Source organism: Ruegeria sp. AB6 (genome assembly GCF_056542685.1).
The window spans coordinates 66,200-89,919 of sequence record NZ_JBQGAD010000002.1; the positions used below are offsets into that span (position 1 = coordinate 66,200).

The 23,720-nt window shown below is 59.0% G+C and carries 27 protein-coding genes; 13 read left to right on the top strand and 14 right to left on the bottom strand.

What is annotated here, in order from left to right:
• Positions 1 to 90: 90 nt before the first annotated feature.
• Positions 91 to 1,071, bottom strand: a complete 981-nt coding sequence (locus ACR0DB_RS04420; protein ID WP_480549184.1) for a TraB/GumN family protein — start codon at positions 1,069 to 1,071, stop codon at positions 91 to 93.
• A gap of 139 nt (positions 1,072 to 1,210) precedes the next feature.
• Here ACR0DB_RS04420 and ACR0DB_RS04425 point away from each other — a divergent pair, with 139 nt between their 5' ends.
• The 6 genes from ACR0DB_RS04425 (at position 1,211) to ACR0DB_RS04450 (ending at position 7,076) form a co-directional block, all read left to right on the top strand.
• Positions 1,211 to 1,885, top strand: a complete 675-nt coding sequence (locus ACR0DB_RS04425) for a DUF2161 domain-containing phosphodiesterase (protein ID WP_170783804.1) — start codon at positions 1,211 to 1,213, stop codon at positions 1,883 to 1,885.
• Between the two features lie 152 nt (positions 1,886 to 2,037).
• Positions 2,038 to 2,325, top strand: a complete 288-nt coding sequence (gene groES / locus ACR0DB_RS04430; protein WP_170352338.1) for a co-chaperone GroES — start codon at positions 2,038 to 2,040, stop codon at positions 2,323 to 2,325.
• Between the two features lie 57 nt (positions 2,326 to 2,382).
• A complete protein-coding gene (gene groL, locus ACR0DB_RS04435) occupies positions 2,383 to 4,023 on the top strand; it encodes a chaperonin GroEL (RefSeq protein ID WP_480549186.1) in 1,641 nt (546 codons plus the stop codon).
• Between the two features lie 250 nt (positions 4,024 to 4,273).
• Positions 4,274 to 5,116 carry a DMT family transporter gene (locus ACR0DB_RS04440; RefSeq protein WP_480549188.1) on the top strand — a complete coding sequence of 281 codons (843 nt, stop codon included), beginning with the start codon at positions 4,274 to 4,276 and terminating at the stop codon, positions 5,114 to 5,116.
• Positions 5,117 to 5,154: 38 nt separating this feature from the next.
• Positions 5,155 to 5,928: an alpha/beta fold hydrolase gene (locus ACR0DB_RS04445; RefSeq protein ID WP_480549190.1), complete on the top strand. Its 774-nt coding sequence runs from the start codon at positions 5,155 to 5,157 to the stop codon at positions 5,926 to 5,928.
• Positions 5,925 to 7,076, top strand: coding sequence for an alpha-D-ribose 1-methylphosphonate 5-triphosphate diphosphatase (locus ACR0DB_RS04450; RefSeq protein WP_480549192.1), 1,152 nt, complete (start codon positions 5,925 to 5,927; stop codon positions 7,074 to 7,076). The genes ACR0DB_RS04445 and ACR0DB_RS04450 overlap by 4 nt, the downstream gene beginning before the upstream one ends.
• 62 nt (positions 7,077 to 7,138) lie before the next feature.
• On the opposite strand, the gene ACR0DB_RS04455 is transcribed toward ACR0DB_RS04450, so the two are convergent.
• The 4 genes from ACR0DB_RS04455 to ACR0DB_RS04470 form a co-directional block, all read right to left on the bottom strand.
• Positions 7,139 to 8,206 (bottom strand): 5-(carboxyamino)imidazole ribonucleotide synthase, encoded by a 1,068-nt coding sequence (locus ACR0DB_RS04455; RefSeq protein WP_480549194.1) that lies wholly within the window; start codon positions 8,204 to 8,206, stop codon positions 7,139 to 7,141.
• A 3-nt stretch (positions 8,207 to 8,209) separates the two neighbouring features.
• Positions 8,210 to 8,965, bottom strand: coding sequence for an NAD(P)-binding domain-containing protein (locus tag ACR0DB_RS04460; RefSeq protein WP_480549196.1), 756 nt, complete (start codon positions 8,963 to 8,965; stop codon positions 8,210 to 8,212).
• Entirely contained in the window at positions 8,962 to 9,447 is a 486-nt protein-coding gene (purE, locus tag ACR0DB_RS04465) for a 5-(carboxyamino)imidazole ribonucleotide mutase (RefSeq protein WP_480549198.1), read from the bottom strand. Before purE ends, ACR0DB_RS04460 begins: the two co-directional genes overlap by 4 nt.
• Before the next feature lie 65 nt (positions 9,448 to 9,512).
• On the bottom strand, positions 9,513 to 9,737 hold the full coding sequence (locus ACR0DB_RS04470; protein ID WP_170352346.1) for a YdcH family protein: 225 nt from the start codon (positions 9,735 to 9,737) through the stop codon (positions 9,513 to 9,515).
• Positions 9,738 to 9,901: 164 nt separating this feature from the next.
• Here ACR0DB_RS04470 and ACR0DB_RS04475 point away from each other — a divergent pair, with 164 nt between their 5' ends.
• The 4 genes from ACR0DB_RS04475 (at position 9,902) to ACR0DB_RS04490 (ending at position 12,378) form a co-directional block, all read left to right on the top strand.
• On the top strand, positions 9,902 to 10,315 hold the full coding sequence (locus ACR0DB_RS04475) for an Hsp20 family protein (protein ID WP_170769031.1): 414 nt from the start codon (positions 9,902 to 9,904) through the stop codon (positions 10,313 to 10,315).
• Between the two features lie 5 nt (positions 10,316 to 10,320).
• Positions 10,321 to 10,545 (top strand): DUF1150 family protein, encoded by a 225-nt coding sequence (locus tag ACR0DB_RS04480; protein WP_480549200.1) that lies wholly within the window; start codon positions 10,321 to 10,323, stop codon positions 10,543 to 10,545.
• 82 nt (positions 10,546 to 10,627) lie between these two features.
• The gene (locus tag ACR0DB_RS04485) at positions 10,628 to 11,512 is read left to right on the top strand and encodes a PhzF family phenazine biosynthesis protein (RefSeq protein ID WP_480549202.1); all 885 of its coding nucleotides are present in this window, start codon (positions 10,628 to 10,630) and stop codon (positions 11,510 to 11,512) included.
• A complete protein-coding gene (locus ACR0DB_RS04490) occupies positions 11,512 to 12,378 on the top strand; it encodes a glycosyltransferase family 10 fucosyltransferase (RefSeq protein WP_480549204.1) in 867 nt (288 codons plus the stop codon). The genes ACR0DB_RS04485 and ACR0DB_RS04490 overlap by 1 nt, the downstream gene beginning before the upstream one ends.
• 46 nt (positions 12,379 to 12,424) lie before the next feature.
• Here the strand turns inward: ACR0DB_RS04490 and ACR0DB_RS04495 are convergent, their stop codons facing one another.
• The 4 genes from ACR0DB_RS04495 to trxB all read right to left on the bottom strand — a co-directional run bounded on the left by ACR0DB_RS04495 (position 12,425) and on the right by trxB (position 17,485).
• Positions 12,425 to 14,143 (bottom strand): bifunctional sulfate adenylyltransferase/adenylylsulfate kinase, encoded by a 1,719-nt coding sequence (locus ACR0DB_RS04495; protein WP_480549206.1) that lies wholly within the window; start codon positions 14,141 to 14,143, stop codon positions 12,425 to 12,427.
• A gap of 217 nt (positions 14,144 to 14,360) precedes the next feature.
• Positions 14,361 to 16,031 carry an adenylate/guanylate cyclase domain-containing protein gene (locus tag ACR0DB_RS04500; RefSeq protein ID WP_480549208.1) on the bottom strand — a complete coding sequence of 557 codons (1,671 nt, stop codon included), beginning with the start codon at positions 16,029 to 16,031 and terminating at the stop codon, positions 14,361 to 14,363.
• Between the two features lie 58 nt (positions 16,032 to 16,089).
• Positions 16,090 to 16,539 carry an RES family NAD+ phosphorylase gene (locus ACR0DB_RS04505; RefSeq protein WP_480549210.1) on the bottom strand — a complete coding sequence of 150 codons (450 nt, stop codon included), beginning with the start codon at positions 16,537 to 16,539 and terminating at the stop codon, positions 16,090 to 16,092.
• A 4-nt stretch (positions 16,540 to 16,543) separates the two neighbouring features.
• The gene (gene trxB, locus ACR0DB_RS04510; protein ID WP_480549212.1) at positions 16,544 to 17,485 is read right to left on the bottom strand and encodes a thioredoxin-disulfide reductase; all 942 of its coding nucleotides are present in this window, start codon (positions 17,483 to 17,485) and stop codon (positions 16,544 to 16,546) included.
• Between the two features lie 214 nt (positions 17,486 to 17,699).
• Here trxB and ACR0DB_RS04515 point away from each other — a divergent pair, with 214 nt between their 5' ends.
• Positions 17,700 to 18,200 (top strand): Lrp/AsnC family transcriptional regulator, encoded by a 501-nt coding sequence (locus ACR0DB_RS04515; RefSeq protein ID WP_170783827.1) that lies wholly within the window; start codon positions 17,700 to 17,702, stop codon positions 18,198 to 18,200.
• Between the two features lie 116 nt (positions 18,201 to 18,316).
• Here ACR0DB_RS04515 and ACR0DB_RS04520 read toward each other — a convergent pair whose 3' ends face one another.
• From ACR0DB_RS04520 to lgt, 5 genes are all read right to left on the bottom strand, one after another.
• Entirely contained in the window at positions 18,317 to 19,099 is a 783-nt protein-coding gene (locus ACR0DB_RS04520; RefSeq protein ID WP_170783829.1) for a Hint domain-containing protein, read from the bottom strand.
• 333 nt (positions 19,100 to 19,432) lie between these two features.
• On the bottom strand, positions 19,433 to 19,561 hold the full coding sequence (locus ACR0DB_RS04525) for a hypothetical protein (RefSeq protein ID WP_269149749.1): 129 nt from the start codon (positions 19,559 to 19,561) through the stop codon (positions 19,433 to 19,435).
• Positions 19,562 to 19,824: 263 nt separating this feature from the next.
• Positions 19,825 to 20,589, bottom strand: a complete 765-nt coding sequence (pgeF, locus tag ACR0DB_RS04530; RefSeq protein ID WP_480503289.1) for a peptidoglycan editing factor PgeF — start codon at positions 20,587 to 20,589, stop codon at positions 19,825 to 19,827.
• Entirely contained in the window at positions 20,586 to 21,653 is a 1,068-nt protein-coding gene (locus ACR0DB_RS04535; RefSeq protein ID WP_480549214.1) for a class I SAM-dependent methyltransferase, read from the bottom strand. Before ACR0DB_RS04535 ends, pgeF begins: the two co-directional genes overlap by 4 nt.
• On the bottom strand, positions 21,650 to 22,537 hold the full coding sequence (lgt, locus tag ACR0DB_RS04540) for a prolipoprotein diacylglyceryl transferase (RefSeq protein ID WP_480549216.1): 888 nt from the start codon (positions 22,535 to 22,537) through the stop codon (positions 21,650 to 21,652). Before lgt ends, ACR0DB_RS04535 begins: the two co-directional genes overlap by 4 nt.
• Before the next feature lie 97 nt (positions 22,538 to 22,634).
• Here lgt and ACR0DB_RS04545 point away from each other — a divergent pair, with 97 nt between their 5' ends.
• Both ACR0DB_RS04545 and ACR0DB_RS04550 read left to right on the top strand, forming a co-directional pair.
• Positions 22,635 to 22,883 (top strand): accessory factor UbiK family protein, encoded by a 249-nt coding sequence (locus ACR0DB_RS04545; protein WP_170352360.1) that lies wholly within the window; start codon positions 22,635 to 22,637, stop codon positions 22,881 to 22,883.
• A 310-nt stretch (positions 22,884 to 23,193) separates the two neighbouring features.
• Complete coding sequence (locus ACR0DB_RS04550; protein WP_170753355.1) at positions 23,194 to 23,694, top strand: type III secretion system chaperone family protein; 501 nt, start codon at positions 23,194 to 23,196, stop codon at positions 23,692 to 23,694.
• Positions 23,695 to 23,720 lie beyond the last annotated feature (26 nt).

Below are 23,720 nucleotides of genomic sequence, written 5' to 3' on the forward strand. Positions count from 1 at the left end.
CTGAGGATGGTAAATTTGCGCGCCTTATAGGGTGGTCAGGCGCACTTGTCACCCGGTCTCGGTTACACTGCGACGATAGGTAAAACCGGCTTAGAACGGCCCGCGCTCCAGAGTGTAGCCAGCCTGTTCCAACAGGTTCAGAAGCCCATGTTCTCCTCCAAGGTGTCCAGCGCCGACCGCGATCACGGCAGTCTGGTCCTGAATGTCCAGAATATGCGCCATCCAGTTATTGTTGCGCCCGATGAGAAGCTGTTCTTCGAACCCGCCCCATTCCTCGTCGAAAATCTCTTCCGTCAGGCCCGAGGTCTCAAGCCCCTGCAACCGCGCGAATTGTAGGATTTCGCCGTGTTTCTCTTCGAGATAGGCGTTCAGCATCGTGGCCAGCTGGTCTTCGCTGCTTTCGAAGGCGTCGGCCATTCGGACGAGGGATTGCACCTGCTGTTCCATCGGGAATTCGTTGAACATCGCCATCAATTCCGCCGTTGTCTCAAGCGAGAACTGAGGGATGTCGTATTCGGCCGCCAAATCGGTCAGACGGGCATCCATCCCGTAACTGGCGTTCGGTTCGTGCACCATGCAGGGCGGCACGCCCAAAGTCATGCTGAGAAACCAGGGGCGCATTTTGGCCCCCATCCAGCTTGGGATGCCGCGATCGGCTAGACCTTGTGACAGGGTCTCCCACTGCTCGGCGGGGATCATGTCAATCAGCGTCGGACCCGAGGTGATCAGAACCGGGCTCAGATCCTCGGCCAGACCTTTTTGAAAGGCGTCCATCTCGGCCTTGGTGACTTCGAAATAAAACGCATCCGCCTGGCTGAGCGTTGGCTCTAGCCGTTCGACCACCGCGTCCATGCGGGCGTCATTGGTGTGAACGGTGCCGATCAGATGCAGGGTTGCACCGTCCTTGGTGGCGATCCAGTGATTGCCTTCGGGGTAGGGGAAATTAACAAGCGCCTGTTGAATCTGATCCTGCATTTCAGCCGATAAATCTGGGCGCAGGTCGCGCCCCTCGCAGGCCGCATAAGCGCTCAGCGGTACAAATAGACAAATGAAGATGAACAGAAAACGCATTGGAGCCACCCTTTAAACCTCGGACTTTTTTATTTGTGCCGCGACCTTGCATTGCGCAAGGCATGGGATCAAGCGGTGCAAAGCGCCGCCGGTCCGATCTGTGTCTGGCATTCCACAGCAAATCCCCTAGCATGGCCGTATGGAGCGTGAGCAGGATCTTTACCCCCCCATCAAAGCGTTGTTGGAGCGTCAAGGTTACACCGTCAAGGGTGAGGTGGGTGCTGCCGATATAGTCGCCGTGCGCGCTGGGGAAGATCCGGTGATTGTCGAGCTGAAGTTGCGGTTCTCGCTGGCCCTGTTTCATCAGGCGATTGCGCGACTGAAGGTGACGGATCAGGTTTATATCGGTGTGCTCAAACCCAAAGGTCGCAGCGCTCGGCGGGCTCTGAAGGACAATCTGGCTTTGTGCCGCCGTTTGGGGCTTGGTCTGATTACCGTGCGTTCGGATGGTGTGGTTGAGGTTCAGTGTGATCCGGGTCCATATGCGCCGCGAAAGGACAAGGCGCGAAAGACGCGTCTGTTACGCGAGTTTGACCGGTTGGAGGGCGACCCTAATGCGGGCGGGGCCACGCGTCATGGGATTGTCACCGCCTATCGTCAGGATGCGCTGAAATGTGCGGCGCATCTGGCAGAGTGCGGCGCCACCAAAGGGGCCGAGGTTGCAAAGGCAACCGGTGTGGCCGCAGCCACCCGACTTATGCGAGAGAACCACTACGGGTGGTTCGACAAGGTCGAAAAGGGCGTTTATGCCCTGACGGATGCAGGGCAGGACGGACTGAAACACTGGGCCTACAGCTGGGATCACCCCGAATAGGGGCAGAGGTCCAAAAAATCCTTCACAGCTTGTTGACTCGGGGAATTGCACCCCCTAGCTATGCGTCGTTATCACTCGACAAGCATGAGTGCTAACGCCCCGCCATCCGGCGAGGGGAGGATTAACAACTTTGAGCCCAAGGAGCTGCAAAGATGGCATTGAAACCGCTTCATGACCGCGTGCTGGTTCGCCGTACCGAAAGCGAAGAAAAAACCGCAGGCGGCCTGATCATTCCTGACAGCGCAAAAGAAAAGCCCAGCGAAGGCGAAGTCGTCGCAACCGGCGAAGGCGCACGCAAGGACAGCGGCGAGCTGATCGCAATGGCTGTGAAAGCTGGCGACAAGATCCTGTTCGGCAAATGGTCGGGCACCGAGGTTCAGGTCGACGGCGAAGAGCTGCTGATGATGAAAGAAAGCGACATCATGGGGATCATCGAGTAAGGCCCTCGCGCTTCACTCTGATCTTCATCTACAACTAATTTCTCAAGGAGAAACGACATGGCTGCAAAGGACGTCAAGTTCGACACCGATGCCCGTAACCGGATGCTGGCAGGCGTAAACATCCTGGCCGACGCGGTTAAAGTGACCCTGGGCCCCAAAGGCCGCAACGTGGTTCTGGATAAATCCTTCGGCGCACCGCGCATCACCAAAGACGGTGTTTCGGTTGCTAAGGAAATCGAACTGGAAGACAAGTTCGAAAACATGGGCGCGCAGATGGTGAAAGAAGTCGCCAGCCGCACCAATGACGAAGCCGGTGACGGCACCACCACCGCAACCGTTCTGGCCCAAGCCATCGTGCGCGAAGGTCTCAAGCAGGTTGCTGCTGGCCTGAACCCGATGGACCTGAAGCGCGGCATCGACCTGGCGACCGCCAAGGTTGTTGAAGGCATCAAAGACGCCTCGCGCGAAGTCAAAGACTCGGCAGAAGTTGCTCAGGTTGGCACCATCTCGGCCAACGGCGAAGCCGAAATCGGCCAGCAGATCGCAGACGCGATGCAGAAGGTTGGCAACGAAGGCGTTATCACCGTCGAAGAAAACAAAGGTCTGGAAACCGAGACCGATGTTGTCGAGGGTATGCAGTTCGACCGTGGCTACCTGTCGCCTTACTTCGTCACCAACGCAGACAAGATGATCGCAGAGCTCGATGACTGCATGATCCTGCTGCACGAAAAGAAACTGTCCTCGCTGCAGCCGATGGTTCCGCTGCTGGAGCAGGTGATCCAGTCGCAGAAGCCGCTGCTGATCATCGCAGAAGATGTTGAAGGCGAAGCGCTGGCAACTCTGGTTGTCAACAAACTGCGCGGCGGCCTGAAAATTGCTGCTGTCAAAGCACCGGGCTTCGGCGATCGCCGTAAAGCCATGCTGCAAGACATCGCGATCCTGACCGGCGGTCAGGTCATCAGCGAAGATCTGGGCATGAAGCTCGAATCCGTCACCATGGACATGCTGGGCACCGCCAAGAAGATCGAAATCACCAAAGACGAAACCACCATCGTCGACGGTGCAGGCGAAAAAGCCGAGATCGAAGCACGCGTTGCTCAGATCCGCACTCAGATCGAAGAAACCTCGTCGGACTACGACCGTGAGAAGCTGCAAGAGCGCGTTGCCAAACTGGCAGGCGGTGTTGCTGTTATCCGCGTCGGCGGCATGACCGAAGTTGAAGTGAAAGAGCGTAAAGACCGTGTGGACGATGCTCTGAACGCGACCCGTGCTGCTGTGCAGGAAGGCGTTGTTGTGGGCGGCGGTGTTGCTCTGGTTCAGGCCGGTAAAGCTCTGGAAGCTCTGGAAGGTGCAAACGCTGACCAGAACGCAGGCATCAACATCGTTCGTAAGGCAATCGAAGCGCCGCTGCGCCAGATCGCTGAAAACGCAGGCGTTGACGGTGCAGTTGTTGCTGGCAAAGTCCGCGAAAGCGGCGACGCAGCGTTCGGCTTCAACGCACAGACCGAAGAATATGGCGACATGTTCTCGTTCGGCGTGATTGACCCGGCCAAAGTTGTCCGTACTGCACTGGAAGATGCAGCATCGGTTGCTGGCCTGCTGGTCACTACCGAAGCAATGGTTGCCGACAAGCCCCAGAAAGACGCACCCGCTGCTGGCGGCATGCCCGACATGGGCGGCATGGGCGGCATGATGTAAGCACATCGAATTCGCTCAGGCGAATTCTGACGATCCCCCCGATAGGTGCTTGGCCACTATTGACCAAGCTGTCGAAAGGGAAGCCGCAATATCAAGATGGGGTCGCCTTCGGGCGGCCCCGTTTCGTTAGGAATGCCCGCTGCGCGGACATGCCTCCGGCGGAGGTATTTTTGAACAGTAGAAGAGCGGGCACGGTTTTTCGCCGGGAATGTGAGTGTGCAAATGCGTCCGAACACGCTATGCGGTGGGAATGCGACTGTTTTTGCTGACTGCCCTGACTATGTGCGCCTTTGCGGCGAATTCGATCCTCAACCGTTTGGCCATTGATAGCGGCGCGAGCGACCCTGCCGGGTTTGCCATCGTGCGTGTGTTGGCCGGGGCAGTGGTGTTGGCAGCGTTGGTTTCATTCCGAGGGGGGCAGTTGCCTTTGCGGAACAGGCGCCGCATTGCGGGGGCCGGATCCTTATCCCTGTATATGATCGGGTTTTCTATTGCCTATCTAACCTTGGATGCGGGGTTAGGGGCTTTGATTCTGTTCGCAGTGGTTCAGATCACCATGTTTGCCGTGACATCCGTCACCGGGTCGGCGCCTAGCGCACGGCAGATCGCAGGAGCTGGTATCGCTTTGGCTGGTCTGGCATGGGTTCTGTGGCCGAGCGGAGAGATTCAGGTGAACCCGGTGGGAGCGGCATTGATGATTGCGGCGGGGGTCGGATGGGCAATCTATTCGCTGGTTGGCCGGTCCGAACCAGATGCGCTGGCCGGAACAGCCGCCAATTTCGTCGTTGCTCTGCCTATCACAGGGCTAGCGTTGTTGCTGGTTGGAGGAGAGTGGAACATGACAGCCGCCGGGTATGTACTGGCCGCTTTGTCTGGCGGTGTGACATCTGGGATGGGCTATGCCCTGTGGTATGGGGTTCTGCCGCAGCTGGCCCCGACGACCGCCGCCGTTGTGCAGTTGAGTGTGCCGATCATTGCCATTGCGGGGGGCGTTGCCTTGTTGGGTGAAACCGCCAGCCTACGTCTGATCCTTGGTGCCGCGCTGGTTCTGGGTGGCATTGCGTTGGCTGTTCTGCGCCTGTCGCGGCGCTAGGGGTTTCATCGCGCCCGCTTTGCCCTTATCTGGCCGCTATGAGATATGTGTTTGCCATTATTCTGTTTTTGTTGCCCGCCGCGGCCCATGCGAAATGCGTGGTGCTGCTGCACGGGCTTGCCCGGACCGAGGCGTCCTTTACGGTGATGGAGCAACTCTTTCAGGCGCATGGCTACACTGTTGTGCGGCCCGGATATCCCTCGACCGATCTGCCGATTGCCGAATTGGCAGCTCAGACCCTGCCAGATGCCTTTGCGGCTTGTGGTGACGATACCGTCAACGTGGTGGCGCATTCCATGGGGGGTATCCTGTTGCGTTTCTGGTTGCAGGACAACATGCCCGAAAACCTAGGCCGCGTGGTCATGCTTGGCCCGCCCAATCAGGGTAGCCAACTGGTGGATGAGTTAAGCGCCTACGAGGTCTTTGGTATCCTGAACGGCCCTGCCGGGCTGGCGTTGGGCACAGGTCCCGAAGGTATCCCGCGCAAGTTACCGCCGGTGGACTTCGAACTTGGGGTGATCGCCGGTGAAAATTCGCTGAACCCGCTGTTTTCATCGCTGATCGAGGGCAAAGATGACGGTAAGGTCTCGGTCGAGACGACCAAGGTCGAGGGCATGAAGGACCATATCGTTCTGCCCGTGACCCATACTTTTATGATGAACAATCCCCGCGTGATGGCACAAGCACTGCATTTCATCGAATTCGGCCAGTTTGACCCTCAGATTACATGGCTGGATGGCGTGCAAGCCATCATTGATGAGATCTGCCTCGGTTGGGATTGCTCAGAACCAGAATCGGAACCCTCAGAATGAGCGATCTGGCCCTGACGTTCACCGGCGCCGAGGTTCTGTTGCCAGGGGACGGTCTGGCCTTAGCTGATTTGTCGCTTGCAAAAGGAGTCATTCAGCCCGATCGCGCTGGCCGCGCCGTCGACCTAAACGGATTTCTCGTTTTACCCGGCATTATCGACCTGCACGGGGACGGGTTCGAACGTCACATCGCGCCGCGCCGTGGGGCGATGAAACAGATGGATGAGGGCATTCTGGCTGCCGAGGCCGAACTGGCGGCCAATGGCATTACCACCGCCGTGCTGGCGCAGTTTTACAGTTGGGAGGGCGGCGTGCGCGGTCCCGAATTTGCAGGGCAGGTCTTTGATGCAATTGCGTCCGTCAGAGACAGCGTTGTGACCGATCTGTTGCCACAGCTACGGTTCGAGACGCATATGCTGGACGACTATGTTGATTTGCCGGAGCGAATTGCGGCGTGGCAGGTGCCCTATGTCGTGTTCAACGACCATCTGCCGCATGATCGCCTTGCCGAAGGGCGCAAACCACCGCGTCTGACCGGGCAGGCGTTGAAGGCTGGGCGTAACCCTGAAATGCATTTCGAAATGCTGCTGTCCATGCACGCGCGGGGATCAGAGGTTCCAATGGCATTGGATAGCTTGTGCACGGTGTTGGAAAAGCAAAACGTGCGCATGGGCAGCCATGACGATGCCACTGCCCAAACCCGCGCAATTTGGCGCGCGCGTGGGGCGAAGATATCGGAATTCCCCGAAACGCTCGAAGCTGCCGAAACCGCTCGCGCCGCAGGGGACCATATCATTCTCGGCTCGCCAAATGTGGTGCGCGGGGGCTCGCATAAAGGCAATGTCAGCGCGTTGGACCTGATCATGATGGGGCTCTGTGATGCGTTGGCCTCGGACTATCATTACCCAAGCCCCCGCCGCGCCGCACTGATGCTGGCTAAGTCAGGTTTGTTGGATTTTGCCGAGGCTTGGGCGCTTGTGTCCTCGGGCCCTGCGCGCGTTCTGGGTCTGAATGACCGAGGTACGCTGGCCCCTGGAAAACGCGCGGATCTGACCATTTTGGACAAACAAACCCACCGCGTTGCCGCGACCATGACAGAGGGGCGCTTCAGCTATATGGCCGGGGATATCGCGGCCCGGTTCCTTGTTTGATCCGCAAACTTCATCTGGCTAAAAATATCCCCGCCGGAGGCATCGCGCACCAGCGCGATTTCCTAGCGCGAAATGCGGTTGAAATGCCCCATCTTGCGGCCTGCCTTGACCTCGGCCTTACCGTAAAGATGCAAGGCTACATCGCGCTCTCTCGCCAAATCAGGCACCCGATCCATGTCATCGCCGATCAGGTTCTCCATCACCACATCACTATGGCGCTGACCGTCGCCCAAGGGCCACCCGGCGACCGCGCGGATATGCTGTTCGAACTGATCCACAGCGCAACCGTTCTGCGTCCAGTGGCCCGAGTTATGCACTCGCGGCGCAATCTCATTCACAATCAGACCGCGCGCGGTCACGAACAGCTCGACCCCCATGACGCCTACATAGTCCAGCGCGTTCAAGATATTGGCTGCCGACAGCACCGCATCGGTGCGCTGCGCCGGAGGCAGTCGGGCGGGGACAGTCGTAGTATGCAAGATACCATCGCGGTGGACATTCTCGCCGGGATCGAAACAGGCGACCTGACCATCCAGCCCGCGTGCGGCGATGATCGAGACTTCGTGGCTAAACTCTACAAACCCTTCAAGGATCGCTGGTGCACCCGCCATATCGGCCAGAGCAGCCTCGGCATCGTCGGGCGCGCGCAACCGGGCTTGCCCCTTGCCATCATAACCAAAGCGGCGGGTTTTCAGGATCGCGGGCGTGCCGATTTCCTCAATCGCGGATTTCAGGCTGCCCAGATCGGTGATATCGGCAAAAGGCGCGGTTTGTAGGCCCAGCCCTTGCAGAAAGTTCTTCTCGGTCAGCCGATCCTGGCTGACTCGCAACGCCTCGCGGCCCGGGCGAATGGGGCGGTGTGCCTCCAGCAGGTCCAGAGCCTCGGTCGGGATGTTCTCGAACTCATAGGTGATAATATCGGCCGACTCGGCAAAGGCGCGCAGGGCGTCGGCATCGTCATAGGCGGCTGTGGTCACGCGGTCTGCGACCTGACCAGCGGGCGGGTTCGCGCCAGGCTCGAATATATGCGTCACAAAGCCCAGTCGCGCTGCGGCAACGGACAGCATCCGGCCCAGTTGTCCACCGCCAAGGATGCCAATCGTGGCTCCGGGTGCAAGCATGTCCGTCATTCTTCAGGTCTCCAGCCGTTTGCCGATTGCAGTCAGGGCGTCGCGCAGGGCCGCATGGGCCTTGCCCGCTTGCAGGGTTCGCGTCATTTGCAAGCTCAGTGTTCCGTCGGTTGCCAGCGCATCACGTTCTGCGGCAAGCCGTCCAGTCTGACCCTTTTCCATGCTGGCCAGGAAACCTGCCATCAATTGGGTCGTGTAGAATTCCGCACCATCCGCATCGCCGGTCTGTTCGGTCAGCCATTCCGCGCCCGAGACCAGAAGGTCCAGAACACCCGGCACCATCGCACAGATGGCAAAATGAGCGTTCAGCGAGGCTTCATCGGCCACTTTCACAACCGGGTTTTCGGGGGCCATCAGACCCGCCAGCAGATCATCGTTCCCATAAGCCGCCAAGGGGCAGCCGCCCTGTTCCAAAAAGCCCAGAGGGATCGTCTGCACGAAATCCCCCGCGGGGGCGCAGAGCGATCTGAGATCCGTCTCGGACACCGCCGCCATCACCGACACGATCCGATGGTCGGCCCGAAAGGACAGGGGGGCCAGCACATCCGACGCAATGTGCGGACGCAGGCACAGAAACAAAATCTCGGACTGGTCGATCACCGATTGCGGACGGCCGACCGTTGCGTTGATGTCGGCCTTCAGTGTAGCCGAAACGGTGGCGTTACGCTCCGTCACAAAAATCTCATGCCCTTTACGTGCCAGCAGCCGGGCTATTGGCGCTGCGATGTGGCCGGTGCCGATGAACCCGACACGGCTCATCCCTGTGGCTCTTCGGGGATCGAGGCCGACAGCGCATCGCGCCACGCATCCAGCCGCTGCGCCAGAGCGTCATCCTGCAAGGCCAGAATACCAGCCGCCATCAGACCCGCATTGGCCCCGCCTGCCGACCCGATGGCCATGGTCGCCACAGGAAACCCCTTGGGCATCTGAACGATGGAATAAAGGGAATCGACGCCCGACAAGGCGCGCGTCTGTACTGGCACCCCAATAACGGGCACTCGCGTCTTCGAGGCCATCATACCGGGTAGGTGCGCTGCCCCTCCGGCCCCTGCGATGATCACATGCAGGCCACGCGGCACGGCGGTCTTGCCATAGTCCCACAGACGGTCAGGGGTACGGTGGGCGGACACGATACGCTTTTCATAGGCAATGCCCAACTCGTCTAGAATATCGGTGGCCTCTTTCATCGTGGGCCAGTCCGACTGGCTGCCCATGATGATCCCCACTTTCACGTCGCTCATCCGTTTACTTCCCTGCGTGCCGAAAGAGCGCGCACTATAGCCAAATCCGCCTTCGTGGCAATGCGTCAGGCGATGATGTCAGGGGTCAGACGGTCTTCGATCAGACGGATGATGTCTTTCAGCCGCAATTTCTGCTTTTTTAAGCGCTTGATGGTCAGCTGGTCCGCCGTTCCGGTGCCTTGAAGCGCCTCGATCGCTTCGTCCAGGTCTCGGTGCTGACGGCGGAAAACCTCAAGTTCAACCCGCAAAACGTCGTCAGTTTTCATCGAAAGGTCGGTGGGGGCGTTCATTGGCGACTCGGGCTAGAATGTGGTGCGTATCACACAAGATAGTGTGTCAGGCTTTATATCGCCAGACCTTGTGGACATCCCGTGACATTCCCATATTCTATTCTACGCGGTTGCCAGAACGGGGCCGCAACTTACGTCGCTTTGGCAATAAAGGACGAACATACGTGTCTAAACTTACCTTAGGCTCATACCCGCATCTTTTGGGGTTCGAGCAACTGGAACGCCTTCTGGAACGGTCTGCAAAGGCCGGAAATGAAGGATATCCGCCCTATAATATCGAACAGACCTCGGACTATTCCTATCGCATCACACTGGCGGTAGCCGGGTTTGCCGAGCAGGATCTGTCGATCACCATCGAGGATCGCCAACTGGTGATCCGGGGCCGTCAACGCGACGACAGCGAGGGGCGCATCTTCCTGCATCGCGGCATCGCGGCACGTCAGTTCCAGCGCATGTTCGTGCTGGCCGACGGGGTCGAGGTGGGCGAGGCGATCATGGAAAACGGTCTGCTGCATGTGGATCTGACCCGCGCCGTGCCGGAAACCGTGGTGCAAACGATCAACATAAGAAAGGGGTAAGAGCAATGAATACACCGGTACAAATCGACGCCAATGGCGACCGTATCGTCTATGTGAAGAAGGTCGAGATTACGGACCTGCCGCGCGAGGTGCGCGAACAGGCGGGTGATCTGGATACGCTCTATGCGGTACATGATTCCGATGGCCAACGCCTGGCTCTGGTCGCCGACCGCAAGCTGGCGTTCAACCTCGCGCGCGAGCATGACTTTTCGCCGATGGCCGTGCACTGACACGGCCCCTTAGGCGTTTTCCCCGTGACATCCGCTGCCTGCCGGGCCAGATATGCCTTGCAATGGCAAGGGATGCGCGGGAATGAGCTGGTTCGATTTTGACTGGGTGGACGCCTTTACCGACCGGGCGTTTGGCGGCAATGGATGCGCTGTGGTGCATGATGCAGCTCATCTGTCGGACGCAACCTGCATGGCATATGTGCAAGAGACGTCTTTGGTCGAATGCACCTTTACCGGCCCCTCTGACGTGGCCGATATCCGGGTTCGGTATTTCCTGGCCAGCCGTGAAATTCCATTTGCCGGGCATCCCACCATTGCCACCGTCGGGGCCATGCAGTCGCGTGGTCTGTTTCAGGGCGATGCCCTGACGCTTGAGACCGGCGCCGGGATCGTCGATATCCGCCTGAATGGTGATGAGATCGAGATGACGCAGATCGCGCCCCAATTCGGCGCGCAGGTCCCAGTTGAACTGGTGGCAGAAACGATCGGCCTGCCGACCGATGCCATCATTTCCCCGCCGCAATTCGTGTCTACCGGTCTGCCGTTCTGCATCACGGTTCTGCGCGATCACGCGGCGTTGCGCGCCGCAAAACTGGTGGAAGGTCCATTGCGAGAGGTTGCGGCCAAAGCAGGCTTTTCCGGATCGGACATGGCCGAGCCATTTCTTGTGACGCTGCAAGGCGCGACCGGGGCGGGTGACACGTTCTCGCGCCTGCTGCTGGCCCCACCCAGCCCGCCCGAGGATCCGTTCACAGGTTCTGCCACCGGCGCGATGGCGGCCTATCTGTGGAAACACGGGCTGATGGACAAGGACAGTTTCATCGCCGAACAGGGCCATGACATGGGCCGTCCGGGTCATGCCACCGTCACACGTGTCGGCCCACCAGAGGCAATGACCGGTATCAAGGTCGCCGGGCGCGGCCATGTGCTGATGCGTGGGCAGGTCGACCTGCCCGAGGGGGCCTGATGTCCGAGCCCGCGATTGCCATTCTGCCCTATGGGCACCGGTTGGGGCCGAAACTGGCCGCGATTCCCCTCAGCGATCTGATTTGGCCCGAGGGGTGCCCGGATCGCCTGATTGGCAAAACCGTCCGAGATCTTGAGCCAACCGATCACCTGCTCATGTATCCCAACTCCACCGTGCATCTACGGTTGCGCAGGGGTACCCGCGCGCAGATTTCGCTGATGATGGGGGAACCCTCGGCCATCCACGCAAAACACGACCGGATGCTGCGCTGGACATGGCGGCGGTTCTTTCGCGTGCTGACCTTCCATGACGTCCTGCTGCAAGGCATCCCGAACGCGGTTTTTCTGCCCTATGGCGTCACCATGGTGCCGGAGTGGCAGGCGTTGTCCGTCGAAAAGACCAAATCCTGTTCGCTGATCGCCTCGGCCAAGCGCGATCTGGAAGGTCACCAGCTGCGCCATGCGGTGATCGACTGGGTGCGCGAAACGGGCGCGGATGTCGATATCATGGGCCGTGGTTATATGCCGTTTGACCAAAAATCCGACGGGTTGGCGCCTTATCGCTATTCCGTGGTGATCGAGAATGTGCGGGAGCGGAATTATTTCTCGGAAAAACTGACCGATGCAATCCTCTGCGCCACCGTTCCGATCTATTGGGGCTGCCCGAATATCGAGGATTTCTTCGACACATCGGGCATGATCCTGTGCGAATCCGAGGCCGATATTCACCGTGCCATTCAGGCCGCCTCGCCCGAGGACTACGCTGCGCGCCTGCCACATCTTCAGGCGATCCAGCCCAAAGCGGCCGAGTTCGGAGATTTCGAATCCCGCGCCGTTGCGGCCATCCGCGCCGCGCTTCGAACATGAAAAAAGGCCCCCGCGGTGCGAGGGCCTGTGACTGTTTGGATGCAGCTTAGGACGCGGCGATCAGGCCCATGCTCTCCAGTTTTAGCAGCACCTGATGGGCGCAGTTGTCGACATCGACGTTCTCGGTCTCGACGCTCAGTTCAGGGTTTTGCGGCACGTCATAGGGGTCGGAAATGCCGGTGAATTCCTTGATCTTGCCTTCGCGCGCAAGCTTGTACAGGCCCTTGCGGTCGCGGCGCTCGCATTCCTCGATACTGGTGGCGACGTGGACCTCGCAGAAGGCGCCAAATTGTTCGACGTCTTCGCGCACGGCGCGGCGGGTGGTGGCATAGGGCGCAATGGGCGCACAGATGGCGATGCCGCCGTTCTTGGTGATCTCGGAGGCCACGTAACCAATGCGACGGATGTTCAGGTCGCGGTGTTCTTTTGAGAAGCCTAGTTCCGACGACAGGTTCTTACGAACAATGTCACCATCCAGCAACGTCACCGGACGGCCACCCATCTCCATCAGCTTGACCATCAGTGCGTTGGCGATGGTGGATTTGCCCGAGCCCGAGAAGCCGGTGAAGAACACGGTAAAACCTTGCTGGCTGCGCGGCGGTTTGGTTTTGCGCAACTCGGCCACAACCTCGGGGAAGCTGAACCATTCGGGGATTTCCAGACCTTCCGCCAGACGGCGGCGCAGTTCGGTACCCGAGATGTTCAGGATGGTGACGTCGTCCTTGTCCAGAATCTCGTCATTCGGTTCGTATTGGGCGCGTTCCTGCACATAGACCATGTGTTTGAAATCAACCATCTCAACGCCGATTTCATCCTGATGCTGGCGGAACAGGTCTTGCGCGTCATAGGGGCCATAGAAATCTTCTCCGGCCGAGTTCTTGCCGGGGCCCGCATGGTCGCGACCCACGATGAAGTGGGTACAGCCGTGGTTGGCACGGATCAGGCCATGCCAGACCGCTTCGCGCGGGCCAGCCATACGCATCGCCAGGTTCAGCAGGCTCATTGAGGTGGTCGAGGCTGGATACTTGTCCAGAACCGCCTCATAGCAGCGCACGCGGGTAAAGTGGTCGACGTCGCCGGGCTTGGTCATGCCGACAACCGGGTGGATCAGCAGGTTGGCCTGCGCCTCTTTGGCGGCGCGGAAGGTCAGTTCCTGGTGGGCGCGGTGCAGCGGGTTGCGGGTTTGGAATGCAACGATGCGACGCCAGCCCAGCTTGCGGAAGAACGCGCGCAACTCGTTCGGAGTGTCACGCCGGGCGCGGAAATCATAGTGGACAGGCTGCTGGATGCCGGTGACAGGGCCGCCCAGATAGACCTTGCCCGCCACATTGTGCAGATAGTTCACCGCAGGGTGCGCATCGTCATCCGCGCCGAATACCTTTCCGGCCTCGCGCGCTTTGTCCGGGGTCCAGCGGTCGGTCACAGTCATGGTGCCCAGAATGACACCTTCCTGGTCGCGCAGGGCGATGTCCTGACCCAGTTCGATGCTTTCGGCAAAGTCTTCGCTGACATCCAGAGTGATCGGCATCGGCCACAGCGTGCCATCTGCCAGACGCATATTCTCGACCACATTGTCGTAATCGGCCTCGGACAGGAAACCTTTGAGCGGGTTGAATCCGCCGTTCATCAGCAATTCCAGGTCGCAGATCTGGCGCGGGCTCAGGTCCCAGCTGGTCAGGTCGGCAGCTTCTACTTTCAGTTTCTGCGCCGACTCGTAGGAAACATACAGTTCAGGGATCGGAGCCAGATTGCTCAACATCGTCATGGGAATACTCTTGTCGAAGTTCGGTTTTTTTACCGGTGGTTCAGTGTCTTTGCGGGGCGTTTGCCCCGACTGTGGGGCGAAGTCCATATACATTCAGGTAATTAAGGACGATATGCGCAGTTTTTACTGCGTTTGGAAGGATTTTTTGACCGGTAGAAGTTTTGAGGACGAAATTCCCGACGATTTACGGTTCGCAGGTGAATTCAGTACGTATGTTCTATTCTGCGGCGGCGGCTGCAAGATCGGTAGCGCTGGTCACAGGTAAGGCGGGAATCGGTCGCGTGACCCCGCGCAAGTCAAACGACTTCAAGCCACTTTGATCGCCGCCAAATCCGGCGGCCTGAAGCAATTCGGACGACACCAGCAGCTCGACCCCAAGGTCCTTGGTTTGCCCTTCTAGCCTGCTGGCAACGTTAACAGCATCGCCGATGATCGTGCGCGTTGCGGTGCCTGCTGCGCCAATTTCACCCAAAACCAGATCTCCCAGATGCAGACCCATTCCGATGCGGATACGTGGGCTGCCTTCCGCTTCTAGCCGCTGATTGAATTGAACGAGGGCGCGACTGACATTTATAGCTGCCTGCAACCCTGCGCGGGCCGAACTTTCTGTATCGGGTGTTTCAAACACCGCCAGCAGACCATCCCCCATATATTTATCGACCACTCCATGTTCAGCAGTGATTGCGGGCACGATGGCGTCAAAGAACCGGTTCAGCAGGAACACGATGTCATAGGGCAATTGACCCGTCGTCCGAGAGGTAAAACCACGCATGTCCAGAAACAGAACGGCCAGTTTGCGCTCTTGTCCCTGGCTGGAATGTGCGCGTTGCCGACCTCCGTCGGGGCGGAACATGCGAAACGCGGTCAGCGGTTCTGTAGGTCGAATCTGACAGGCCAGGCGCGCTTTTCTTGGAGCACCCACGGCTGCAAGGCTGCGCGCCTCTACCTCGCTGGGCGAGGGGAGGGCGTCTGCCCCATCCTCGACAATCACCCGACAGGTTGTGCAGCGTCCTTTACCCCCGCACAATGCAGTGTGCGGGATGCCATTGGCTTGCGAAATCTCCAGCAATGTCATGCCTTTTTCGGCGACGACTTCGGGGCCTTCCACGTATTTCACCCGGACCGAGTGCCTGCGCCGCAGCAATTTGCGCACTGCAAAAACAGTTAACGAGGCCCCCAGCGCGATCCAGAAAGCCGTGACAGCATTGCTCTTGATGCTGAACAGTGCCTGAAAGTCCTGTTGAGACGGCCAGTTATAGTGGTCGATATACTGGTCACGCAGGAACGGATCGGCGAAATCTATCCAGAGGCGCCGTCCCTCGGTCAGCAATCCGGCCAACGCGAATGACGGGACAAACACCGCCAACCCAATCAGGTAGGGCGCAGTTTTTGACCACCAATCGGTCAGGCGCAGCCACATGTGAAGGCCAATGCAGCTGTGAATCCAGACAATCAGCAGCAATGCGCTTTGCAGCCAGATCGCGCTGCTGTTCCACATCAGGATGATGATATAGCCCATCTCGTCATTGACGTCATAGACCTCGTGCGCGTAGCGCGTATAGACGATATGGGTGATCAGCTGCAGCGGGATCAGCAGGCCCAGAACCACCTGCAGCGCCGTGCTGACCGGCATTCTGAGCGTCCTGCGCTGGCTGATCGAATACAGCGCCAAGCCTGTGTGCACAAACAACGCCAAATACAGAAACGCACTGCCAATGTCATGGCGCGTCACCGCGTGGCGGCCATCCTGCATCCCGTGCAGGTAATCGGTATGAAACAACCCCAACCCGATGTTGATGAAGTGAAAAAAGGCGAAGGCAAACAGGACCAGGCCGCTGCCGATCCTCAGCCGGGTTGCCCACCCGCCTTGCCATAAAACGCTACTCAATCAAATCACCTGCACGCGCTTTGTCTGAAGCCGAGTCTGGTACGGGGGAGGCGACGGGTCAAGAATAAGGCGGCACCCAAGCGGTCGCAGGCGCATCGACATGGATCATATCAGCCGAAATTTTGAACAGCACGAGATGGCTGAGGTCGGGCCGGGACCGAGAGCTGTAGATCAGCCCGTCCGCCTCTTGCGCGCGGGCCACTTCCGAGAACTGCCAGGTGGGCGAGGGGCGGTCCATTTCCTGCCACACGACCGAGGCTGTGCGTTGCCCGCGCAGGTCGACAAGGCATGCTTTGGTGATACGGGCCTGTTGCAAAACGCGCGGGGGATCATCCTTGCCGACATAGCGCCGGATCGCGACCGTAGCCCCCTCGGCGCTGAGCGACGCGTAAAGCGCTGTCTGCCCTGCAAAATGAAAACGCCCCTCGGGTGCCTTTGCGGGGGCCAAAGGGGCGTCGCATTGGGACAAAAACAGAATTCTCCAGACCGGGCCGGAGAATTCCAACAAAGTGTTATTCCTGCTCTGCCAGGAAGCGTTCGGCGTCCAGCGCAGCCATACAGCCCATACCAGCGCTGGTCACGGCCTGACGATAGATGTGGTCGGTCAGGTCCCCGGCGGCGAAAACACCGGCGATAGAGGTTTCGGTCGAGCCCGGCTTGGTTACGACATAGCCGCCCATATGGGTTTCCAGCGTGTCCTTGACCAGCTCATTGGCGGGGGCATGACCGATGGCGACAAAGACACCCTTACACGGGATCTCGGTGATCTCGCCGGTTTTGACGTTCTTGACGCGTACACCTTCGACGCCCAGCGGGGCATCAGTGCCGACGACCTCGTCCAACTCATGAAACCAAAGGGGTTCGATCTTTTCGTTTTTGAACAGCCGGTCCTGCAGGATTTTCTCGGCCCGCAACTCGTCGCGGCGGTGGATCAGAGTGACCTTGCTGGCGAAGTTGGTCAGAAACAGCGCCTCTTCCACGGCGGTGTTGCCGCCGCCGATGACCACGATCTCTTGTCCGCGATAGAAGAACCCGTCGCAGGTGGCGCAGGCCGAGACGCCAAAGCCCTTGAACTTGTCCTCGGACGGCAGGCCCAGCCATTTGGCGCGCGCGCCGGTCGCCAGAATGACGGCGTCGGCCGTATAGGTCGTGCCGCTGTCGCCCGTGGCGGTGAAGGGGCGTTTGCTGACATCCAGATCGCTGATGATGTCGCCGATGATCTCACACCCCATAGCTGCGGCATGTTCCTGCATCTTGATCATCAGATCGGGGCCCTGCACCTCGGTAAAGCCGGGGTAGTTTTCGACTTCGGTCGTGGTGGTCAGCTGACCGCCGGGCTCGATGCCCTGAACCAGAATCGGGTTCAGCATCGCGCGGCTGGCATAGACGCCCGCCGTGTATCCGGCAGGTCCCGACCCGATGATCAGAACCTTGGTGTGTTTCGTTTCGGCCATGGTACCCCCAACTCGATATGCCTGACTTGGGCGCTTGGCCCCTTGGCGATTGGATATAGCGACCCAGTGGCGGCGCTTAAAGCCCCTTCCTGATGGGTATCGGCCTTGCGGCTATGGAATGGCAATGAAACAAAGAATGTTGCGCAGAGGCGAAATATTATTGCGCATCAAGTGGGTGCTGATATAACAACTGAAAAAAATTCAGGAGCATTTTATGGTCACGACCCGGCTGGATGAGATTGACCGCAAGATTTTGGCGGAATTGCAGGCAGACGGTCGCATGACCAATGTCGAATTGGCGAAACGTGTCGGGATTTCAGCCCCTCCTTGCCTGCGTCGGGTTCGCACGCTTGAGGAATCGGGTTTTATTCGCGGGTACCATGCCGAGGTAAACGCGCGCGAATTGGGGTTCGAGGTTCAGGTCTTTGCCAGCGTCGGTCTGGAAAGTCAGGCCGAAACGGAACTGACCGCCTTTGAGGAACGCTGCCGCGAATGGCCCTTGGTCCGGGAGTGTCACATGCTGAACGGTGAGGTGGATTTCATTCTGAAATGCGTCGCCCCCGACCTCAGCAGCTTTCAGCAATTCCTGACCGGAGAGCTGCTGACGACGCCGAACGTGGCCAGTGTTAAAACATCACTGGTCATTCGTGGCGCTAAGGACGAGCCCGGCGTGCCTTTTGACGTGCTGGAAGAACGAATGAACCGGACGGCGTAAAGCGCGTCCGTTTATGTGCGGCACAACACCTTGGCAGGATGGCCGTCACGTACAAAAACAGTACCCAACCCAATAGAATCTGCATAAAGCCCCCACTTTGCAGTATCTGGTAATTTTTAAGCTGTGATCGCGTCGACCTCACCATCGCCAGCGCGCGGCATCAGCAGCGGTCCGAAATCGTTCAGCGAATCGGCATGCGCGAACAGGTTCAGAAAGATCGACCTCAAGGAGTGGCTGATCATGCGCACCGCGTTCACGCCGGGATGATAGGTTTCAAACTGCAACCCATCGACTTTGATAACCGCGTGACGTTTCAGGCAGATGTGAAACAGTTCAACTGGCGTCGGCGGCAATGTCTCGATCACGTTCATTCCGTCCTGGAATTCGTGAACCGGGGTCAGGATCGTCTCATTCCCGTGTAGATGCCGAAGATGCGCCGGAGTGCCCACGATCCGGGCTGATGGCCCCGCGATCACGCCTGAAAGAGGTTTTTGCATGCCGAATGTGTCGGCCATGATGCGGGTCAGCGGACGGGTGCGCCCACGCGAATCTTCGCGCCCCGGTACCAGCGTGACCGAGCCTTTCCACAACACGATCTGCGAGGTGCCATCCTGCGTCAGAACAGTGTCTCCGGGCAGTAGGTCTTCGATGGCGACCGGCCCGGTTTCAGTGTCGACCAGAGATCCGCGGGTAAAGGCGCAAAAGGCATCCTCGAACATCGGCAGGGCTGGTGCGATATGGCGGGTTTGCGCAATGTCACCATTGGGCAGAAGCGCACTGACCTCATAGCGCCGCAGCTGCGCCTTGGGTTTGTTCGGTGCACGTGACGCGTCGCGCAGCATCGCTGACGTATCAACCGCATTTCTGGCCGCCCGCGAGAGCGAATGTGGAATAGGCATTGTTATTCCGTCCCTTCTAAAGTCCGCTCAGACAGGTTGACCCCTCCGTCCATGCCCGTCTGACCAGTTTTCTTCTTTGTTTTGAATGAAAGGGCGACCTTGGGGCGATCGTCGCACTGACGTCGCATCGCAGCAGTATCGCGTATCCCTTTGGTCAACATCTTGACCCCCCAGACAAACTCACAACAACGCGGGCGGAAATTGCCTGCGCACACATGCCCCTCACCCGCGCCGCATAAAATACCTGCGGCAGGGTACGCGTCAGGCCGGAGCACCCCTCTGACGCCGGTCTTGGCCCAGGGAACCGGCAGCTTGGTACCCTGAACATCGCGATCAACGCCGTGCCGCCAAGCGGCGGGCAACCCTGATCGAGTGGCTGGAAACACCCTTCCACGGCATGTCCAGACCTTTCTCTCTGCTCGCCGCGATAACGGCGCTTAGAAAGCGAGATTTTCCCTTCATTCCTGTAGTCCTGCTCTTGTCGAGGTCGTGGCCTCAATTCCCTTTGGACCTAATCTGACGCCATATTGCGGCAGCGATAAGGCTGATCCGGGATCAATTCAGGACAAAATGAAGGATGGCAGCTCCTCTTTCTTTATACTGTCCTGCACTGCTGGAGCATCGGCAGATAAGCACCTGAGACGGGACAATAAAACTTGGTTTCTTCCGACTCAGGTAGACACAAAGAATGTGGCGAAAAGGTGGCGATATCGCCACAATTCGGTCTAGGTTAATAATTTGATTGCAGAAATCAGGCGGCCATAATCTGCTTCTTTGGCGTGGGTGGCCCGGCGGTAGGAATAAAACCGGTCCGGGTCCGAATAGGTGCAATGGCGCGTCCATTCCGCTTGGCCGATTCCCGCCTGTCGCAGACGGTGCAGGCCAAAAGCGGGCAGGTCGAATTGCAGCCGGTCGCCTTCTCCATTGGCAAAGAAACGCAGGTTATCGGGTGATTCGGCGACAAAACTGTCCAGAAAATCCGGACCGACCTCATAGGCCCGCTGCGAGATCGTCGGCCCGATGACAGCGACTGTATTCGCGCGGTCCGCGCCAAGCGCCTCCATCGCGTCCAGTGTTGCCTCAAGCACACCGTCCAAGGCCCCGCGCCACCCGGCATGGGCGGCACCGATCACATTGGCTTGAGCATCCGCAAACAGAACCGGCTGACAGTCTGCGGTCAGAATCGAAAGCGCCAGACCCGGTGTCGCCGTCACAATCGCATCCGCTTTTGGCCGGTCGCCGGTTTGCGGGCCATCAACGGTCACCACGGTCGGCGAATGCACCTGATGCACGCCGACCAGCGCGTCGGGGTCGACCTCCATCGCGTCAGCCACGCGGCCCCGGTTGATCGACACTACCTCGGTTTGATCCGAGGACCCGTAGCCGCAATTTAGTCCAGTAAAAATCCCCGAGGAGGCACCACCCCGGCGGCTGAAGAAACCGTGGCGCACGCCTGACAACATGTCCGAGGTCAGTATTTCCAGTGTCATGGTTCCAATCCCGGTGGAGGTGCCGCGTAGGAGGGGTAGAGACCCAGTAGTTTGAACAGGTTTCCCATTTCCTCGGGATGCGTCAACCTGCGATGTGCGGCCAACAGCATATCAAGCTTCGCCCCGCCGAGCGGTTTGGCCAAAGCTTGCGCACGGGCGGTAATGCCCAGCCGTTCCAGAAACACGCCCTGAGGGGTCAGACGGGAATGGGCGCAACCCGCGGCACGTGCTGCCAATGCGAGTGGTTCGAAATCTACATGGGCGGTCAGATCGGCCTGACCGGGTGTATCTAGCGGATCCACACGCTCATGCCCGCGCAGGGCTTGAAACGTGTCGCCCAGTGAATGCCAGTCGCCATAATCCACGATCAGACCGGCACCGCCGTGGCTGGCGATTCGACCCGCGATGACGGTCAGGATGGGGATTGCCGCCGCGCAAAGCTCAACCAGATCGCCATCTTTCGTGTCTTGCAATCGGTCCGTCAGCGCAACCTGATCCGCCTGAGCACCCAACCCGAAGGTCAGCGATTCGTCCTCGGCCCCGATCAGGCGTTCGCGCCACGCAGGGCCATCGCGCAGGAACTGGCGGATGGGCAGGGCGTCAAAGAACTCGTTGGCGACCAGAAACAAGGGCGCGTCGGGCAGGTCGGTAAGCGTTGTGATCCAGCGCGGAGCAAATTCCTTTAACGTTTCTGCCTGAATGTCGCGCAGGGTCGGTGAGGCTTCGAACAACACGATTTCAGCCGCGTCATGGAAGCCTCGGACACCGCGCGTTGCCCGCAGAATGTCCGCCATCAGTGTTCCGCGCCCCGGCCCAAGTTCGGCCAGGACGAAGTGGTCGGGGTGACCTTGATCCATCCAGCTTTGCGCCAGACTTAGGCCGATTAATTCACCGAACATTTGACTGATCTCAGGCGCGGTGACGAAATCGCCCTGCACACCCAAAGGGTCGCGGGTGGTGTAATAGCCATAGGTCGGGTGCAGCAGGCATTCGGTCATGTAGTCGGCCACGGTCATCGGGCCGTCTTGCGCGATGCGCTCCAGCAGATGGTCGGTCAGGCTCATCGCGCGTTTCGCGCGCGCAGGGCGAACCATAGGCCAAGCGCGATCATTGGCAGCGACAAGAGCTGCCCCATGGTCAGGCCATATCCGCCAATATGCCACGCCAGACCCAGAGGATTCCCGACCGAGATAAACTGTGCGTCCGGTTGCCGAAAGAACTCAACGATAAAGCGAGACGCGCCATACCCGGCCAGAAACACGCCCATGACCAGTCCGGGTTTGCGCAGCGCGCCCTTGCGGTAGACCAGCCAAAGCAGCGCGACCCCCAGCAGCAACCCCTCCAGCGCGGCCTCGTAAAGCTGCGAAGGATGGCGTGCACACATGCCCACTAGTACGCCGGGACAGTCCTGCGCGGCAGGGCCGGGGAAGATTACCGCCCAAGGCACCTCGCTGGGGCGGCCCCAAAGCTCGGCGTTGATGAAGTTGGCCAACCGTCCCAGCAGTAACCCCGGCGGAACAGTGTGGGCGATCAGGTCGGCCAGCGGCAGAACCGATATCTGGTGACGGCGCGCATAGATGTAAGAGGCGACAATCACCCCCAGCAGACCGCCGTGAAATGCCATGCCGCCCTGCCAGACTTTCAAAATGTCCGCTGGGTTCGCAAGGTAATAGGCGGGCTGGTAAAACAGCACGAACCCTAGTCGACCGCCCAGAATCACCCCAAGAATGATCCAGGTGATCAGATCCTCAAGCTGCTGGGGTTTCATCGGCGGCGTGTTATCTGCCCAAAGCGCGGGGCGTTTCAGCGCCGCTGCCCCCAGCCTCCATGCGATCAGGATGCCCGCGATATAAGCCAGCGCGTACCAACGCAGCGCGAACTCCATCCCGAAGAGTGAGATCGAGAACAGCTCGGGCGACAGATCGGGGAAATTCAGAACAGCCTGCATGTGCGTCTCATTGCCCGTGCTTTGCAGGGCAAGTCAACCTTGAGCCTGACGCAAAGTTTACCCATATAGAGAACAACCGCGATTTCGGAGAAAAACTATGCAGACCCGCAACAAGATCCTCGACGATGTATCCCAACTGATGACCAACGCCATGGGCGTGGCGCAAGGTGCACGGGAAGAGGCCGAGAACGCGATGAAGTCGATGATCGATCGCTGGCTGGCCGACCGCGATTTCGTCACCCGCGAAGAATTCGATGCCGTCCGCGCCATGGCGCAAAAGGCGCGCGAGGAAAACGCAGCCTTGGAACAGCGTATCGCCGCGCTAGAGGCAAAGCTGGACAAGTAACGTCCGCTGAGATTCATCGACAACAAGAAAAGCGCCGCGCAATCCTTAGTCGGGTTGTGCGGTGTTGTGCATCTTGCCGCCTTGCGGAATTTAATCAAGACAAAGCTGTACCCGGCGCCAATATTTTGATCGCCGTGGCCATTCGTCCACAACTTATTGCTGTTATCCCCAAGAAATAGGGTTGCCAGACGGGTGCGCGCAGCGCACCATATTTAGTACAGGCACATGGGGGAAGCCCGGCTTGTAGAGCAGGCAACTAGCGCTGGGGCGCTGCCAGCCCCAAATTGCTAGAGATAAGTGAGGTGGCATTATGGCCCTATCCGAGCAGTTTCTCGAAGAAGACCTTCATCCGATTGATATTGTTGAACACCTGGCCGAACATCACGACTGGGATTTTGATCGTATCGGCGACGATCAGATCGCCATGGCTGTCGAAGGACAGTGGCGCACCTATTCCATCACTCTGGCCTGGTCGAACTATGACGAAACCCTGCGTATGGTGTGCTCGTTCGAAATGGACCCGCCATCCGAGCGGGAAAGCGAGCTGTATGAGCTTCTGAACAAGATGAATGATCAGTGCTGGGCCGGGGCGTTTACCTATTGGGCCAACCAGAAGCTGATGGTCTATCGCTATGGTCTGGTTCTGGCGGGTGGTCAGATGGCCAGCCCTGAACAGATTGACACGATGATCACCGCAGCGGTTCTGAGTGCCGAGCGGTATTACCCGGCGATCCAACTGGTCACATGGGGCAATCGTGATCCCGAAGATGCGATGCAAGTCGCCATTGCAGAGGCTTACGGCCGCGCGTAAAGCTTTGCCCCAAGCCAGATAATGGG